General features: G+C 62.1%; 13 protein-coding genes. 9 read left to right on the forward strand and 4 right to left on the reverse strand.

The window, feature by feature from the left end:
- Window positions 1-6 precede the first annotated feature (6 nt).
- Window positions 7-2,490 carry a transporter substrate-binding domain-containing protein gene (locus ACWJKU_RS11580; protein WP_454142457.1) on the reverse strand — a complete coding sequence of 828 codons (2,484 nt, stop codon included), beginning with the start codon at window positions 2,488-2,490 and terminating at the stop codon, window positions 7-9.
- Between the two features lie 766 nt (window positions 2,491-3,256).
- Between ACWJKU_RS11580 and ACWJKU_RS11585 the strand changes: the two genes are divergently transcribed.
- The 4 genes from ACWJKU_RS11585 to ACWJKU_RS11600 all read left to right on the forward strand — a co-directional run bounded on the left by ACWJKU_RS11585 (window position 3,257) and on the right by ACWJKU_RS11600 (window position 6,879).
- On the forward strand, window positions 3,257-3,454 hold the full coding sequence (locus ACWJKU_RS11585) for a hypothetical protein (RefSeq protein ID WP_454142458.1): 198 nt from the start codon (window positions 3,257-3,259) through the stop codon (window positions 3,452-3,454).
- Between the two features lie 291 nt (window positions 3,455-3,745).
- Complete coding sequence (locus ACWJKU_RS11590; RefSeq protein WP_454142459.1) at window positions 3,746-5,485, forward strand: hypothetical protein; 1,740 nt, start codon at window positions 3,746-3,748, stop codon at window positions 5,483-5,485.
- Window positions 5,486-5,943: 458 nt separating this feature from the next.
- Complete coding sequence (locus tag ACWJKU_RS11595) at window positions 5,944-6,507, forward strand: protoglobin domain-containing protein (RefSeq protein ID WP_454142460.1); 564 nt, start codon at window positions 5,944-5,946, stop codon at window positions 6,505-6,507.
- A 9-nt stretch (window positions 6,508-6,516) separates the two neighbouring features.
- Entirely contained in the window at window positions 6,517-6,879 is a 363-nt protein-coding gene (locus ACWJKU_RS11600; RefSeq protein WP_454142461.1) for a roadblock/LC7 domain-containing protein, read from the forward strand.
- Window positions 6,880-6,987: 108 nt separating this feature from the next.
- Here ACWJKU_RS11600 and ACWJKU_RS11605 read toward each other — a convergent pair whose 3' ends face one another.
- On the reverse strand, window positions 6,988-8,187 hold the full coding sequence (locus ACWJKU_RS11605; protein ID WP_454142462.1) for a pyridoxal phosphate-dependent aminotransferase: 1,200 nt from the start codon (window positions 8,185-8,187) through the stop codon (window positions 6,988-6,990).
- A gap of 137 nt (window positions 8,188-8,324) precedes the next feature.
- Between ACWJKU_RS11605 and ACWJKU_RS11610 the strand changes: the two genes are divergently transcribed.
- From ACWJKU_RS11610 to sufT, 5 genes are read left to right on the forward strand one after another with little or no spacing between them, the layout of a single operon-like run.
- Complete coding sequence (locus ACWJKU_RS11610; RefSeq protein ID WP_454142463.1) at window positions 8,325-9,650, forward strand: TRZ/ATZ family hydrolase; 1,326 nt, start codon at window positions 8,325-8,327, stop codon at window positions 9,648-9,650.
- Window positions 9,647-10,357, forward strand: a complete 711-nt coding sequence (ubiG, locus tag ACWJKU_RS11615) for a bifunctional 2-polyprenyl-6-hydroxyphenol methylase/3-demethylubiquinol 3-O-methyltransferase UbiG (protein WP_454142464.1) — start codon at window positions 9,647-9,649, stop codon at window positions 10,355-10,357. Before ACWJKU_RS11610 ends, ubiG begins: the two co-directional genes overlap by 4 nt.
- Before the next feature lie 4 nt (window positions 10,358-10,361).
- The gene (locus ACWJKU_RS11620) at window positions 10,362-11,039 is read left to right on the forward strand and encodes an HAD family hydrolase (RefSeq protein WP_454142465.1); all 678 of its coding nucleotides are present in this window, start codon (window positions 10,362-10,364) and stop codon (window positions 11,037-11,039) included.
- On the forward strand, window positions 11,036-11,758 hold the full coding sequence (locus ACWJKU_RS11625; RefSeq protein ID WP_454142466.1) for an SDR family NAD(P)-dependent oxidoreductase: 723 nt from the start codon (window positions 11,036-11,038) through the stop codon (window positions 11,756-11,758). Before ACWJKU_RS11620 ends, ACWJKU_RS11625 begins: the two co-directional genes overlap by 4 nt.
- A 5-nt stretch (window positions 11,759-11,763) precedes the next feature.
- Window positions 11,764-12,318 (forward strand): putative Fe-S cluster assembly protein SufT, encoded by a 555-nt coding sequence (gene sufT / locus ACWJKU_RS11630; protein ID WP_454142467.1) that lies wholly within the window; start codon window positions 11,764-11,766, stop codon window positions 12,316-12,318.
- 21 nt (window positions 12,319-12,339) lie between these two features.
- On the opposite strand, the gene ACWJKU_RS11635 is transcribed toward sufT, so the two are convergent.
- Together ACWJKU_RS11635 and ACWJKU_RS11640 are read right to left on the reverse strand one after the other, a co-directional pair.
- The gene (locus tag ACWJKU_RS11635; protein WP_454142468.1) at window positions 12,340-12,879 is read right to left on the reverse strand and encodes a DUF2058 domain-containing protein; all 540 of its coding nucleotides are present in this window, start codon (window positions 12,877-12,879) and stop codon (window positions 12,340-12,342) included.
- 63 nt (window positions 12,880-12,942) lie between these two features.
- Window positions 12,943-14,106 (reverse strand): MFS transporter, encoded by a 1,164-nt coding sequence (locus ACWJKU_RS11640; protein WP_454142469.1) that lies wholly within the window; start codon window positions 14,104-14,106, stop codon window positions 12,943-12,945.
- Window positions 14,107-14,113: the final 7 nt, after the last annotated feature.

The following is a 14,113-nucleotide window of genomic DNA, read 5'->3' on the forward strand; positions in this document are numbered from 1 at the left end:
AACGCGCTAGGATGCGGAGCCCGCCGCCCGGCGGTCCCGGTCTGGACGGAAAGGCGGGTGAAGCGTCGAATGTTCCTGCAAGCGCGGCAGACGGATGACGAACTCGCTGCCCTTGCCGCGGCCTTCGCTGACCGCCCATACCTCGCCGCCGTGCATCGCCACCAGGCGTTTGACCAGCGAGAGACCGATGCCCAACCCGCCTTCGGCCCGGTCGAGGGTTCGATCCACCTGATAGAACAGGTCGAACAGGTTCAATGCCTGCGCGGGGTCGATGCCGCGGCCGGTATCGCGCACCCGGATCACGACATCGTTTTCGGACGGTTCGACGGCCAGCTCGATCTGCCCGCCCTCGTCGGTGTACTTGGCGGCGTTGTTGAGCAGGTTCGACACCGCCTGCGCCAGCCGGACCAGGTCGCCCTCGACATGCACCGGTTCCGTCGGAAGACGTACGGCGAACCGATGCCGGCGGGCGTCGATCAGCGGCCGGCTGGTCTCCACCGCCCGCTGCACGATGTCCGCCAAAGCCAGCGGCTCTTTCTTGAGCTCGATCTTGCCGCGGCTGATCCGAGAGACATCCAGGAGGTCGTCCACCAGCCGGGTCAGGTGATCCACCTGCCGATCGATCACGTCCCGCGCCCACTGTAGCTTGGGGTCCGCCGTCTCCAGTCGGCGCATGATCTGAACGGCGTTGCGGATCGGCGCCAGGGGGTTGCGCAGTTCGTGAGCCAGCATGGCCAGGAATTCGTCCTTGCGCCGGTCGGCCTGGCGCAGCCCCTCTTCGGCCAGCTTGCGCTCGGTGATGTCGAGCACGTGCGCCACGCATCCCCGGATCTGCCCTTCGGCGTCGCGATCGGGGGAGTAGGTCGCGTGAATCCAGCGCGTGCCGCCTTCGGCAAAGAAGACCGGGATTTCGAAAGCGACCCGCTCGCCTGCCAGAGCCTGCTCGACATAGGGGGCAAAACTTTGCCAGGCGGCCTCGCCGAGGATTTCCCGGAGATGACGCCCATACACCTCTTCGCAGCCGTGGCCGAACCACTGTTCGTAGGCCCTGTTGACGCGGCGGAAGCGACAGTCGGCATCGATGTAGGACATCAGGGCCGGCGCGTTGTCCATGGTCACGCGCAGCAGATCGCGCGCTTCCTCCGCTTCCCGACGGGCCGCTTCCAGTTCGGCCGTGCGCTCGGCGACGCGCCGTTCCAGCGAAGCATTGGCATCGCGTAGCGACCGCTTGGCCCGATTCATCTCGGTGACATCGATGCCCACCTCCATAATCATCGGAGAGCCGTCCATGTCGGTGAAGGGAAAATCGTGAATCCGGTATTCGTGACCGTCCGGGCCGGTCCACTCCCAATCCGCCGGCCTATTGGCCTTCAACGCCTTGAAGGTCTCGCATCGCTCGCACGGCTCGCCACGATTGAACAGATAATCGTAGCAGCGACGTCCGAGGGCCTTGCCGTAGCGCTGTTCGAAGAAGCGGTTGGCGAAAGCCACCCGGTAATCCTGCGTCAGCAGCACCACGTAGACCGGCAGCGCCTGTAGCACGTCGTGCAGCCGCTGACGTTCCGACCGCACGGCCGCGACCGCCCGGGCCAGTTCCTCGGTGCGCAGCGCGACCTGCCGGCGCAGTTGCCAGGTCCACAGGCACAGGAGAGCCAGCAGGGCGACGATGATTGCGGCGCCCCAGGCTGCATATTTGACCGGAAAGGCGGGAGTCTCGTAGAGGCCGAGCCATTTTCCGTAAAGACGATCGTACTCTCCGTTCGCCTTGACGATGGCCAGCCCCTGTTCGAGGCGGTCGCGCAGTTCGGTGCCGCCCTTGCGGACGGCGAAGCAGAGTTCCCGTCGATAATCCTTGAGCAGCGGGCCGGCTTCGACCGCCCCTCTCAGACCGCTCGCCTCCACCAGGCGCTCGCCCGGCAAGCGCGGCGCCAGCATCGCGTCGTGCCGCCCCGAAGCCAGCAGGCGAAAACCGTCCGGCAGACTGTCGACGATCGCCAACTGATGGGTAAATCCACGGCCGGCAAGCGCGTGGTGGGAAACATCCGAGCGCAGGACGATGACGCTCAGGCCGCGGGCCTGGCCGATCGAATGGATGGGCGGACGATCCTTGCGGACGAAGAAGCTGTCGTAACCGATGGCGTACGGCCGAGTGAACTCCACCTGCCCTTTGCGTTCGTCGGTCTGCGCAACCAGCGGCAGGGCGTCGATCTCGCCCGCCATCAGGCCCTGCCAGACCGTATCCCATTTATCGAGGCGGAATCTGACGGGAATGTCCATCACGGCGGCGACCGCGGCGAACAGTTCGACGGCGAAACCGGTCGGCCGCCCCTCGGCATCGGCATCGGTATAAGGAGGAAAGCCGGTCTCCGAACCGACGATCAGCGGACGGGCCGACTCGGACCGGGCGGCGCCGGACAGCCCCAAACAGACCAAGGCCAGCACGAGCGCGAATCGCGCCCCCCATGCCCCGAGTCCCATCGGAAACGACATCGTCGTCGCATTCGCACGGGAGCCGGCCGCGTGCGATCGGGCGCGCGGCTCGCGGACTGGCCGGCCGGATACGGCGCGCATCGTCATTCGCGGCAAAACACGAGTGGTTCGGCCCGGCGCCGCTCTGCCATCGGAAATGGCCGGCTGTTGTAATCCGCGAGAAAAAAAACCTGTTTCAACGGCTTCATCCCAGTCCTCCTGACGGCCCAGAGAGTATCGCGACCATCAAACGACGCCTGTCCGTAGAGCGATTGTTCCGCCCTGAGTTCAGCAAAAGCCCGCTCGCTGATTCCGCTTCATCGCGCAGACAAACCGGCGAGCCGACTCCCGCTCGCAATCAGTCCGATACTCATAGTGCCGGAGGATGCACCCGCGGCAAGCCGCAGTCAATATTGGAGACGACGCCGGGAACGGTCGTCATCCGGTTACCGATGGCCAAGAAAATAAAGCCGCAAAGGCCCCTCTTTTTTAGGGGAAAAGCCTTTGGGTCGGGGAGGCGGCAACAGGGGAAATGAACCATCGGGCGCGGTGGCTTTGAACCGTTCTCCGCGCGCGGCGCGCCCGATCTTTGCCGGATTCTCGGCGCTTCATGGCGCGCGCCAGCACATTACAGCTCTGGCACGGACCATGCTTAATAACGGCGAACGTGGTCGTGACGGGTATGCTACGTTCCCCGGTTTAAGCATCATGGAATCATCCCGATCAGCCCCCCTTGTCTTAAACCGGGCCTTTTTGTCCGCGCCGGCCCAATCCGAAAGGCAACGAAATGAGCGACAGAGTCATCCAGGAATATCCCGATTTCGTACTGTCGCAGTTGCTCGACGGCCAATATCGGATTCGCCGCCGACAAAGCGGGATCGAAGTGTTGAAGTTTGCCAGCCGCAACGAACTGACGGCCATTCAAGCCGCCGGAATTTTCTTGCTGGCCATCGAAAACGGCGCAAAAAACAAACGGCCGGAGTAAAGGGCCGAGCTTATTTTTCGTTTTCAGGCGGAGCAAACCCGCCTCCGTTCGATGAATGACACAGGCGGCCGAATGCTACCGTCGTCGACAAGGGCGTAACGGCCGATGCCGTGAACGATACCGCGGTCGGTACGAAAAGCTTTACAAGCCTCGAGAAGCGCACGGCGGTTCGAATATCTTTTCCGATTCGGGCCGGGCTCGGCGAAGATCTCCGATCGAGAACTTCTCCGTCGACCGAGAAGCCCCGCATTCCTGGTATTCTTGGCTTTGGATTCACGCGAAGCGCAACCCATGACAGCCAATACCACTCCGATCGATACGCTCCGTTCCCGACTTCTGTACGAACCGCAAGCTCTACAGTTCGGAACCAGCGGCCGGCGCGGCCTGCTGGTTCACCTCAGCCAGTTGGAAATCTTCATCAACGCCCTTGCGGAACTCGAATACCTCCAGTCGCTGCCCCGCGCCGAAGGCGGCATCGCGCGCGGCGAGGAATTCTTTTTCGCCTACGATCTGCGCCCCAGTTCCAGCCGCCTGATCGATGGAAAACCCCGGCGCGGAGAACTTACCCAGGCCATCGAATGCGCCATCCGCGTCGCCGGCATGAAGCCGGTCAATCTGGGCCGCATCCCGACGCCCGCGCTGATGTGCCATGCCGTGTCGCGCGGCAAAGGCAGCATCATGGTGACGGGCAGTCACATCCCGTTCGACCGCAACGGCTACAAGACCAACACTTCGCGCGGAGAATTGCTGAAGCGGCATGAGCAGCCGGTCAACGAAAAGGTGCGGGAGGTGCGGGAAAGACTCTACGAGCAGCCGTTCGCGGATTCCCCGTTCGACGAGCACGGGCTGTTCAAGGCGGGCTCGCTGGAACTCTCCACCGAAAGCGGCGAGGCCGCCGCCGCTTACATCCGGCGCTACGCGGACTTTTTCGGAGAGGCGTCGCTGGATGGATTGCGCCTCCTGGTCTATCAGCATTCCGCCGTCGGCCGGGATCTCCTGGTCGAGATTCTGCGAAAGCTCGGCGCCGAAGTCGCCGTCGCCGGCCGCAGCGAAACCTTCGTCCCGATCGACACCGAGAACATCGACGCGGAGCAACTGGCGGGAATTCAGGTGCTGTTCGACCAAGCCGTCGCGCAGCACGGCCGGATCGATGCCGTCGTCTCCACCGACGGCGACAGCGACCGGCCGCTGATTCTCGGCGTGGATGCCGAAACCTCGGCCGTACGCTTTTTCGGAGGCGATCTGGTGGGGATGATCACGGCGGAATATCTGAGGGCGGATGCCGTGGTCGTGCCGATCAGCTGCAACGACGCCATCGACCGGGGCAAGCTCAAGGACATCACCGAACCCAAGACGCGCATCGGCTCGCCGTTCGTCATCGCCGGCATGGAAGCCGCGCGCGCCCGCGGCAAGCGGGCGGTCTGCGGCTGGGAAGCCAACGGCGGGTTTCTGACCGGCTCCGATATCGTCAAAAACGGAAAAACCCTCAAGGCGCTGCCCACGCGCGACGCCGTCCTGCCGATCCTCGCCGTGCTCTGCGCCGGCCGCGAGCAGGGACTTCGCCTGACCGAACTGTTCGCTTCGCTGCCCGAACGCTACAGCCGCGCCGCCCTGCTCAAGCAGTTCCCGAGACCGGTCGGGCTCGAAATCGTCAGGCGCTTCTCGCCCTCCGACCGGAATATCGGCGAAGCACGGTTCTCGTCCGATCGCATCTCGGTGCTGAACGTGGAAGGCCGGACACTCGCAGCCGATGATGCGGAAATCCGCGCGCTCGAAACGATTCGTCGGGAACTGGCGGATTTCTTTACGGCGGATCTCGGATTCGGCGCCATTACCGCGCTCAACTTCATCGACGGGGTGCGCATTCGGTTCGACAACGGCGACGTGGCTCACCTGCGGCCTTCCGGCAACGCCGACGAACTGCGGATCTACGCGGTCGCGGACGCCCAGGCGCGGGCCGACGCCATCGCCGCTATGGCGGTGGCCGAACCCGACGGCATTCTGCGCCGCTTGGAGCAGGCGGTACGCTGAAGGATCGGAAGCCAAATCCCAGGAACCGGGCTTCATCCCGCCTGCGTTTGAAAACTCCGGCATCGCAGGGTGCGAACGCACACAAACCGGCAGAGAAGCCGATTCACTCGTCTCGCCCTTCGGGCCGCACAGGGATCGTGCGGCATGAACGCACCCATCGCGAGCGGTTGCTTGAGTCGCGCCGCTTCCTTACCGAAACGAACCGCGCATTTCCCTCCGCACCGGTTACGGAAACGCCCCAAGCCGCCGAATCGACAATTCCGAATCGAACAGCCAATTTAATGTTTTGTGACGCAGATCACAGAAACAAAAAATAGCGGAGCGGCTGAATTCCTGACTGAAATCCTTGGTATAGACTTGATCATCGAGGGTTAACAAACGCCCTCGCCCCTATGGCCGTTCTCAACATGGCTCGGATGGCCGCAATTTATATTTAAAACAAGTTGAAGGAGTCTTTCATGTCAAACGATTTTGACAAACTGACCCGGTACGCCAAATCGTTTAGCGGATTAACGCCTGAACGGGAAGCCCTGCTGGTCGAAGTGGGCGCGCAAATCAAACCCAAGCTAGCCGAAGTGACCGAAGATTTTTACCGGCAACTGCTCGCCGTTCCGGAAGCCTCCTCTTTTCTCGGGGGACGCGTCGAATCGCTGAAGAAAACGCATGTCCGCTGGATGGAAGGATTATTCAGCGGACCTTACGACAAGACTTATACCGAATACATGTACAAGGTGGGCGATGTACACGTCAAAGTCAATATGCCCGTCGAGTTCATGGCCGGCGCAATGACCTTTATCAATAACAGCCTGACCACACTGATCATCGACACCTATGGGGACGAGATGGAACGTTGCGGCCGAATACTGGCTGCGGTCAACGCCATAACAGGCATGTCGCTGTTGGTGATGCAGCAATCCTATCAGGAGTCCAGCCTCTCGGAAGAACTGGAAAAATTTCTCAAGATTTCCGGCATGAGCCGCGCACTGTTTACCAATCTGGCCAGCGCTTATAAGGACAAATAGGAGAATCCGATGCGTTCAGAAATGCTCGTTTCCATACTTTCGGAGTTGAACGGCGCTTCCGCGGATATCGAGGCGACGGGCGTCGTCTCGACCGACGGTTTGATGATGGCCGCGGTATTGCCCGCTTCGCTGGACGAAGACCGGGTCGGCGCGATGAGCGCCGCGATGTTGTCGCTGGGCGACCGCACCGCCCAGGAACTGTCTCGCGGCACTCTCGAACAGGTGCTCATCAAAGGCGACAGGGGATATGTGCTGATGACTTATGCCGGCAAAGATGCGGTTTTGACCGTATTGGCCAAACCCAACGCCAAACTGGGCCTGATCTTCCTGGACGTTAAAAGAGCCGCCAACAGCATAGCCGAATTGATCTGATATAGCGCTTCGGCAGCGGCCGCCCGCGCCATTCGGCTTTCCGAAAAACCGCTGCGGACATCGCGGAGAAGTTTCACGGCGCAGCGGCATCCACCGAGGGAATCTCCGTCAATCCAATGCGAATCCGGCGGATGAAGCCTCCGCAAGGGCGCGCACTCCCCGCACCAGCCTCCGCGCGCCCGCGGCAGCCGTCTCGGGCTCCAGGGCGCCGTAGGCCACCCGCAGATAACAGCCCTCTTCCAATCCGAACGCCCTGCCCGGAATGACGGCCACCTTATGCTCCCGGATCAGCCGTTCCGCGACCGTCATCGAATCGAGACCGGTGTCGATCTTGAGCAGAATGTAGAAAGCGCCTTGGGCTTCCGGAACCCGGCAGATATCGGAAAGACTCCGCAATTCGTCCAGAACGATATCGCGAACCCGCCCGATGGTCTCGAGCTTTTCGCGGCAATAGCCGGAACCCGTTTCGAGCGCGCCGGCCGCGGCGTGCTGCGAAATCGAGGGCGCGCAGATGAGATTGGTGTCCTGAGCCTTCAGCACCGCCTCGTACAGATGTTCGGGAATCACCATGTAGCCGATGCGCCAGCTTGCGAAACCGTAAGCTTTGGAGAGCGAGAACAGGGAGATGGTGTGCGGCTCGGAGTTCTGCACGGAGGCCGGCGAAAAATGCGTCGCGCCGCCGTAGGTGAAATATTCGTAGGCTTCGTCGCTGATATGGTAAATCCCGCGTTCCCGGCAAATGGCGTTGACCGCCCGCAGAGCCGCTTCCGAATAAACCGTTCCGCTCGGGTTGTTCGGCGAAATGGTGACGATCGCCCGCGTTTTCCCGGTAACGGCGGCGCGGATGAGATCGGTTCTAAGTTGATGGTTCTCGTCCGTCGGCACGAACACCGGCGTGCAGTTGAGCATCCGGATCGCCATTTCCTGATTGAAATAATACGGCAGCGGCAGGATGACTTCGTCGCCCGGATCGGCGATGGCGAACAGAGCGTTGAGAAACTCCATGTTGCCGCCGGCCGTCACCACGATGCGCCGTCCCGCAGCACAGACGATGCCGTTCTCGGCCGCCAGTTTGCGCTCGATCGATTCGAGCAGCCGGGGCAGGCCCTGAACCGGGCCGTACTTCTGATTTTCGGGCTTTCCGAAAAAATCCCGAATCGCTTCGCCGGCGCTGGACGGCGGACCGTAGAACACCACGCCCTGCCCCAGCGAAATGGTTCCGGGAGTGCTCCGGATCAACTCGGCAATGACGGGAATGATAGGCTGTGGCACGGCGCTCATGCGCCGACCGGCTCTCGGTTGATGCATCGTCATGTCATCGTCACGCTCAAAAACATGAATTGTAAGGGTCTTTGCCGCATCGGTTAAAATGCCCCCTTCGTTCGGCGCGGGATGCACAGGCCGGACGCCTCGTGATAAAGTTTAGTGAAACACTGGGTTATCGAATGCTGATCGACACTCTGCTGAAGGCGCGCTGGATCATTCCGGTCGAGCCCGACCGTATCGCACTGGAAAATCATGCGCTCGCCGTCGACGGCGGGCGGATCGTGGACATCCTGCCGGCCTCGGAAGCCGAAGCCAAATATCGAGCCGCAGCGGTGGAGTCGTTCGATCGCCACGCCTTGATTCCGGGCTTCGTCAACGCCCACACCCACGCCGCCATGTCTTTGCTGCGCGGCGTGGCCGACGACCGGCCGCTGATGGAATGGCTGCTCGAACACATCTGGCCGCTGGAACAGAAATGGGTCGGCGAAAATTTCGTACGCGACGGCACCGATCTGGCGATGGCCGAGATGATTCGCGGAGGCGTCACCTGCTTCAACGACATGTATTTCTTCCCCGAGGTCAGCGCCCGTCAGGCGGCGCGCTGCGGCATACGCGCCGTGGTCGGCCTGATCCTGGTCGATTTCCCCAGCGCCTGGGCGAGCGGACCCGACGAGTATCTGTCCAAGGGACTGGCGCTGCACGACGAACTTCGCCATAACTCCTTGATCAGCACGGCTTTCGCGCCGCACGCGCCCTATTCCGTCTCGGACGAGCCCTTGCTGAAAGTCCGCACCCTGGCGGCGGAACTGGACCGTCCGATCCACATGCACCTGCACGAAACCCGGGACGAAATCGAGCAGGGCCGGCAGCGTTACGGCATGCACCCCATGAAGCGGCTTCAACAACTGGACCTCTTGGGGCCCTCGTTCGTCGCCGTGCACATGACCCAGCTCACGGATGAAGAAATTGCATATTTTGCCGAATCCGGCGGCAGCGTCGTGCATTGCCCCGAATCCAACCTGAAGCTGGCGAGCGGCTTCTGTCCCGTCGCCAAGCTGGTTAAGGCGGGCATCAACGTCGCCATCGGCACCGACGGGGCGGCCAGCAACAACGACCTCGACGTGATGGGCGAAATGCGCGCCGCCGCTCTCCTCGCCAAGGCGGTCTCGGGCGACGCCGGCGCGGTTCCGGCCCATACCGCGTTGCGCATGGCGACTCTCAACGGCGCCAAGGCCTTGGGACTCGAAGCGGAGATCGGCTCGCTGGAGATCGGAAAGTCCGCCGACATCGCGGCCATCCGCCTCGACGAACTCGAAACCCAACCGCTGTACGACCCGATCTCGAACGTCGTCTATGCGGCCGGACGCCATCAGATCAGCGACGTTTGGGTGGCGGGACGACAGCTTCTGAAAAACCGCGAGCTGACGACCCTGAACACCGAAGAAATTTTCCAGAAAGCCGCCGCCTGGCGGGAAAAATTAATCAGCGTACAGGAACGGCCATGACCAGCACCGAAAATGTCAACGAACACGAAATCCGGAAATTCGGCGCACTGGCCGATCGCTGGTGGGACCCCGGCGGCGAATTCAAGACCCTGCACGCGGTCAATCCCCTGCGCATCCAGTTCATCCGGTCGTTCGCGGAACTCGAAGGCAAGCGCATCGTCGATGTCGGCTGCGGCGGCGGAATATTGAGCGAGGGACTGGCGCGGGCTGGCGCTCAGGTGGTCGGCATCGACCTCGCCGAAGAGCTTCTGAATGTCGCGAAAGCCCATGCGGACGAATCCGGGATAGTCGTGGAGTACCGGCGTATCGGCGCCGAGGCGCTCGCCGAAGCGGAACCCGCCGGCTTCGACATCGTGACCTGCATGGAAATGCTGGAACACGTGCCGGACCCCGCATCGGTGGTCGGGGCCTGCGCCAGGCTGGTCAAACCGGGCGGCCGGGTGTTTTTCTCAACGCTGAACCGGAAGCTCAAAGCCTATCTGTTGGCGATCGTCGGCGCGGAATACCTGTTGAACATGATCCCCAAGGGCACCCACGATTACGCGACCTTCATCAAGCCGTCCGAACTCGGCCGCTGGGCGCGGGAATCGGGGCTCGAGCTTCTCGGCATGGACGGCATCGCGTACAACCCGATCACCGGCCAATTCACCCTGAGCCGCGATTTGGACGTCAATTACCTGGCCGCATTCTCGAGACCCGAGGCATAAACACATGGCCGAGAACCCGACGGTTTCCGCCGTGCTGTTCGATCTGGACGGAACTTTGCTCGACACCGCGCCCGACCTGGTCTTCGCCGCCAATGCCGCGCTCGCCGAAGCCGACATTCCGCCGCGTTCCGTGGACGAACTCAAGCCCCGCATTTCGGGCGGCGCCGCCGCCATGCTGCGCTGCGCCTTCAACGGCGACTGCGAACAAATGCTTTTCGACCGCGTGCTGCAACGGACCCTGGAACTTTACCAAGCCCATGTCGCCGACCGCACCCGATTCTTCGACGGCATCGAATCCGTACTCGACGAGCTCGAACGGCGCGGCCTTCCCTGGGGCATCGTCACCAACAAGATGAGCCGCTTCACAGATCCCTTGCTGGCAAAGCTGAACCTGGCCGATCGCGCCGGATGCGTCATCAGCGGCGACACGACCGCCGAAAAGAAGCCCCATCCCCTGCCGCTTCTGGAAGCCAGCCGGCGTTTGAAGCTGGCTCCGGAAGCTTGCGTCTACGTCGGCGACGCCCCCGGAGACGCGGAGGCCGGCCGCCGCGCCGGCATGACGACCCTGACCGCGCTGTACGGCTATATCGCCGCGGACGATACGCCCCGCGACTGGGGCGCCGACGGGCTGCTTGCGACGCCCTGCGATTTAATCCCCTGGCTGGACGGGGCGCCGTCATGAGCGGATCGCGGCTTAAAGACCGCATCGTTCTCGTCACCGGCGCCGGCGGCGGGCTCGGCTCGGCGGTCTCGAAAACCTGCGCCGCCGAGGGCGCAACGGTGATTCTGCTCGGCAAGACCATACCCAAGTTGGAAAAGGTCTACGACGCGATTGTGGCCGCAGGAGGTCCGCAGCCTGCGATTTATCCCCTCGATCTGGCGGGCGCCGCCGAGAACGATTACCGCGATCTCGCCGCCACGGTCGAGCGGGAATTCGGCGCGCTGCACGGCCTGGCGCACTGCGCCGCCGAACTCGGCGCGCTCGGGCCGGTCAGCGATATCGGCGGCGGGCTGTGGCAGCGTCTGCTGCACGTCAACCTGACCGCGCCGTTTCTGCTGACGCGGGAGCTCCTGCCGCTGATCTCGAAATCGCCCGGTTCGGCCATCATCTTTGTTACCGATTCGGTGGCTCGAACCGGTAAAGCCTATTGGGGCGCCTATGGCGTGGCCAAGATCGGACTGGAAGGCTTCGGGCGGATGCTCGCGGACGAACTGGAAAGCCGCAAGGTCCGCGTTCACCTGTATTCGCCAGGTCCCATGCAGTCCACGCTTCGCCGGCGCGCCTATCCGGCCGAGAACCCGGCGGGTCTGCCTTTGCCGGACATCCATGCGGAGCAAATCGCCCGCCTGCTGAGTCCAAACGAAACGACTTCAAGTACTTATTTGATCAACAACGCATAACACTTATGTACGGTTACGGTCGCGAAAGCATCGTCCTTCAACGGGATGTCAACGTCGTGCAGATCCCCGACGGCACGCCCGGTTCACTGCCGAAAGGCCATGTGGTCACCCTGTACCAGTCTCTGGGCGGCAATTTCACCGTGGTCACCGAAATGGGCCAGATGGCGCGCATCGCCGGAAACGATGCCGACGCGCTCGGCAAAGAGCCGCCGATCATGGGCAATCTGGTCAGCGGCACGGATCCCCAAACGGTCGAAAAAAACGTCTGGGAAGTGCTGAGAACCATTTTCGATCCCGAGATACCGGTCAACATCGTCGACTTGGGGCTGGTCTATCACTGCAAGGTGACGCCTCTCGAAGAGGGCAAGAACGACGTCGACATCATCATGACCCTCACCGCGCCGGGCTGCGGCATGGGCCCCGTCCTGCAATACGATGCCGAGGCGGCGGTCAAGAATCTCCCCGGCGTGAACAGGGTGAACGTCGAGGTGGTCTTCGATCCGCCGTGGTCGCGCGACATGATGTCCGAAGTGGCGAAGCTTCAACTGGGAATGATTTGATCAACCCGTCGAATTAGAGACCTACCACATCAGGTCGTCCGGCACCTTGTAATCCGCATATTCGTCGTCGGCCTCCCGCGCTTGCTCGGGCGGGTTGAGCAGGACGATCCGGCTTTCGTCCCGCTGCCTGATTTTTTCGGCCACCGGCAGCGGGACGATTTCGTACCGCGACTCCAGACTGGCAATCGCGAGCCTGCCGGCAACCAGACTTTGTTGTATCGCCTTGGATACATGGAGAGTCTTGACCTTGTTGTCGTGCGCGAACCGGTAGGCGATCTCGTCTTCCCCCGGCGGGACGCGATTTTCCTCGATCAACTGCTTGATTTGCACCGCGATTGCTTTTCTTTCCGCTTCTTTGGCTTTTTCCAGATTGAGCTGGCGGTCGCGTTCGGCTTTCGCCGCCTTGGCCTCCTGAATCGTGCGCTTGTCCTCGTCTTTCGCGGCCGCATTGCCGTGACGGCTCTGCTTTTCCTGTTTTCGCGCCTCCTTGCCGGCCTGCTTGACCTGCTTGTCGTTGACCAGGCCCGCCTTCAGAAGCTGATCTCTCAGGGAATTACTCATACCCATGACTCCGGTTTCGTCTTACATTCATTGCTACATCTTTCAATACCAGCGGCGAAACGGTCAATCCGCATCCCGCTTGCCAACGGACGGCCAGGCGATCAGCAAAGCCAAAAAGCTCGCGCCCGCCGCCGCCGTGTAGACCCAGTGCGGCCCCCACGCCGCCCAGAAATATCCGCTATAGAGACTGCCCAGCGCGCCGCCCAGGCCGAAACTGAGGCCGCTGTAAAGGGCTTGCCCTTTGCCGTGGTGCGGACCTCGAAAATGACGGTGCACCAGATGAATGGCGGCCACATGGGCGGAGCCGAAACTCGCCGCGTGCAGCAGTTGGCCCGAAAGAATCGCCGCAAGACTGTCGATGCCCCAGGCAATCAACAGCCAGCGCACTACGCTGAGGGCGAGGCTCGCCAGAAAGATCCGCCTAAGGCTGTAGCGCGCCAAAAGACGGTGCAGAAATGCGAACAGCACGATTTCCGCCAAAACGCCGAGCGCCCACAACTGGCCGGTCTCGCCGCTGCCGAAGCCGTGATCTTCGAGGTAAACCGAAAAAAACACATAATAAGGACCGTGCGCGACCTGTTGCAGCATGCACGCCAGAAAAAAAGCAATGACGTCGCCGCGCTTCAAGATGTTCGACAGGGCGCTTGGCCCCGTGCCGTGGATGTCCTCGGGACATCCCGGCACCGTCAGGCTGACCAGCCACAGGCCGCCGAACAGCAACACGATCAACTGCGGCAGGCAAGCAATCGACAGCACGCCGTCCAAAGCCTCGCCGACCGCCGCGACCGCCACGATGAAGCCGATCGAGCCCCACACCCGCACCCGGCTGTACCGGTGTGTGTCATGGTACAAATGATTGAGCGTGATGGTTTCGAAAAGCGGCAGCGTGGCGTTCCAGAAGAAACTGAATGCCAGCATGATGAGGGCGAGCCAGCCGAATCCTTCAGGCCCGAAAATCAGGCTGAACGCGCACAGGGTCAGAAATCCGGCAAGCCGGACCAAGGACAGGGTCCGGCCGGTCCGGTCCGCCAGCCACCCCCAGAGGTTCGGCGCCACGATCTTGGTCGCCGCGAAAATCGCCATCAACTGACCGATCTGTGCCGCCGAAAATCCGGCGTCCTGGAGGTAAAGCGCCCAGTACGGCAGAAACGCGCCCAGGGCCGAGAAATAGAAAAAATAAAAGCCGGACAGCCGGCCGTAAGGCACTTTACGCGCCGAGGGGACCATAGCTGGC

Source organism: Methylocaldum sp. MU1018 (assembly GCF_053646775.1).

What these genes read in the sequence shown, in the direction of transcription:
- ubiG (WP_454142464.1), top strand. Translation starts at nt 9,647, where the DNA reads ATGACCAGCACCGAAAATGTCAACGAACACGAAATCCGGAAATTCGGC.
- sufT (WP_454142467.1), top strand. Translation starts at nt 11,764, where the DNA reads ATGTACGGTTACGGTCGCGAAAGCATCGTCCTTCAACGGGATGTCAAC.
- ACWJKU_RS11620 (WP_454142465.1), top strand. Translation starts at nt 10,362, where the DNA reads ATGGCCGAGAACCCGACGGTTTCCGCCGTGCTGTTCGATCTGGACGGA.
- ACWJKU_RS11600 (WP_454142461.1), top strand. Translation starts at nt 6,517, where the DNA reads ATGCGTTCAGAAATGCTCGTTTCCATACTTTCGGAGTTGAACGGCGCT.
- ACWJKU_RS11610 (WP_454142463.1), top strand. Translation starts at nt 8,325, where the DNA reads ATGCTGATCGACACTCTGCTGAAGGCGCGCTGGATCATTCCGGTCGAG.
- ACWJKU_RS11635 (WP_454142468.1), bottom strand. Translation starts at nt 12,879, where the DNA reads ATGAGTAATTCCCTGAGAGATCAGCTTCTGAAGGCGGGCCTGGTCAAC.
- ACWJKU_RS11640 (WP_454142469.1), bottom strand. Translation starts at nt 14,106, where the DNA reads ATGGTCCCCTCGGCGCGTAAAGTGCCTTACGGCCGGCTGTCCGGCTTT.
- ACWJKU_RS11595 (WP_454142460.1), top strand. Translation starts at nt 5,944, where the DNA reads ATGTCAAACGATTTTGACAAACTGACCCGGTACGCCAAATCGTTTAGC.
- ACWJKU_RS11580 (WP_454142457.1), bottom strand. Translation starts at nt 2,490, where the DNA reads ATGTCGTTTCCGATGGGACTCGGGGCATGGGGGGCGCGATTCGCGCTC.
- ACWJKU_RS11605 (WP_454142462.1), bottom strand. Translation starts at nt 8,187, where the DNA reads ATGCATCAACCGAGAGCCGGTCGGCGCATGAGCGCCGTGCCACAGCCT.
- ACWJKU_RS11585 (WP_454142458.1), top strand. Translation starts at nt 3,257, where the DNA reads ATGAGCGACAGAGTCATCCAGGAATATCCCGATTTCGTACTGTCGCAG.
- ACWJKU_RS11625 (WP_454142466.1), top strand. Translation starts at nt 11,036, where the DNA reads ATGAGCGGATCGCGGCTTAAAGACCGCATCGTTCTCGTCACCGGCGCC.
- ACWJKU_RS11590 (WP_454142459.1), top strand. Translation starts at nt 3,746, where the DNA reads ATGACAGCCAATACCACTCCGATCGATACGCTCCGTTCCCGACTTCTG.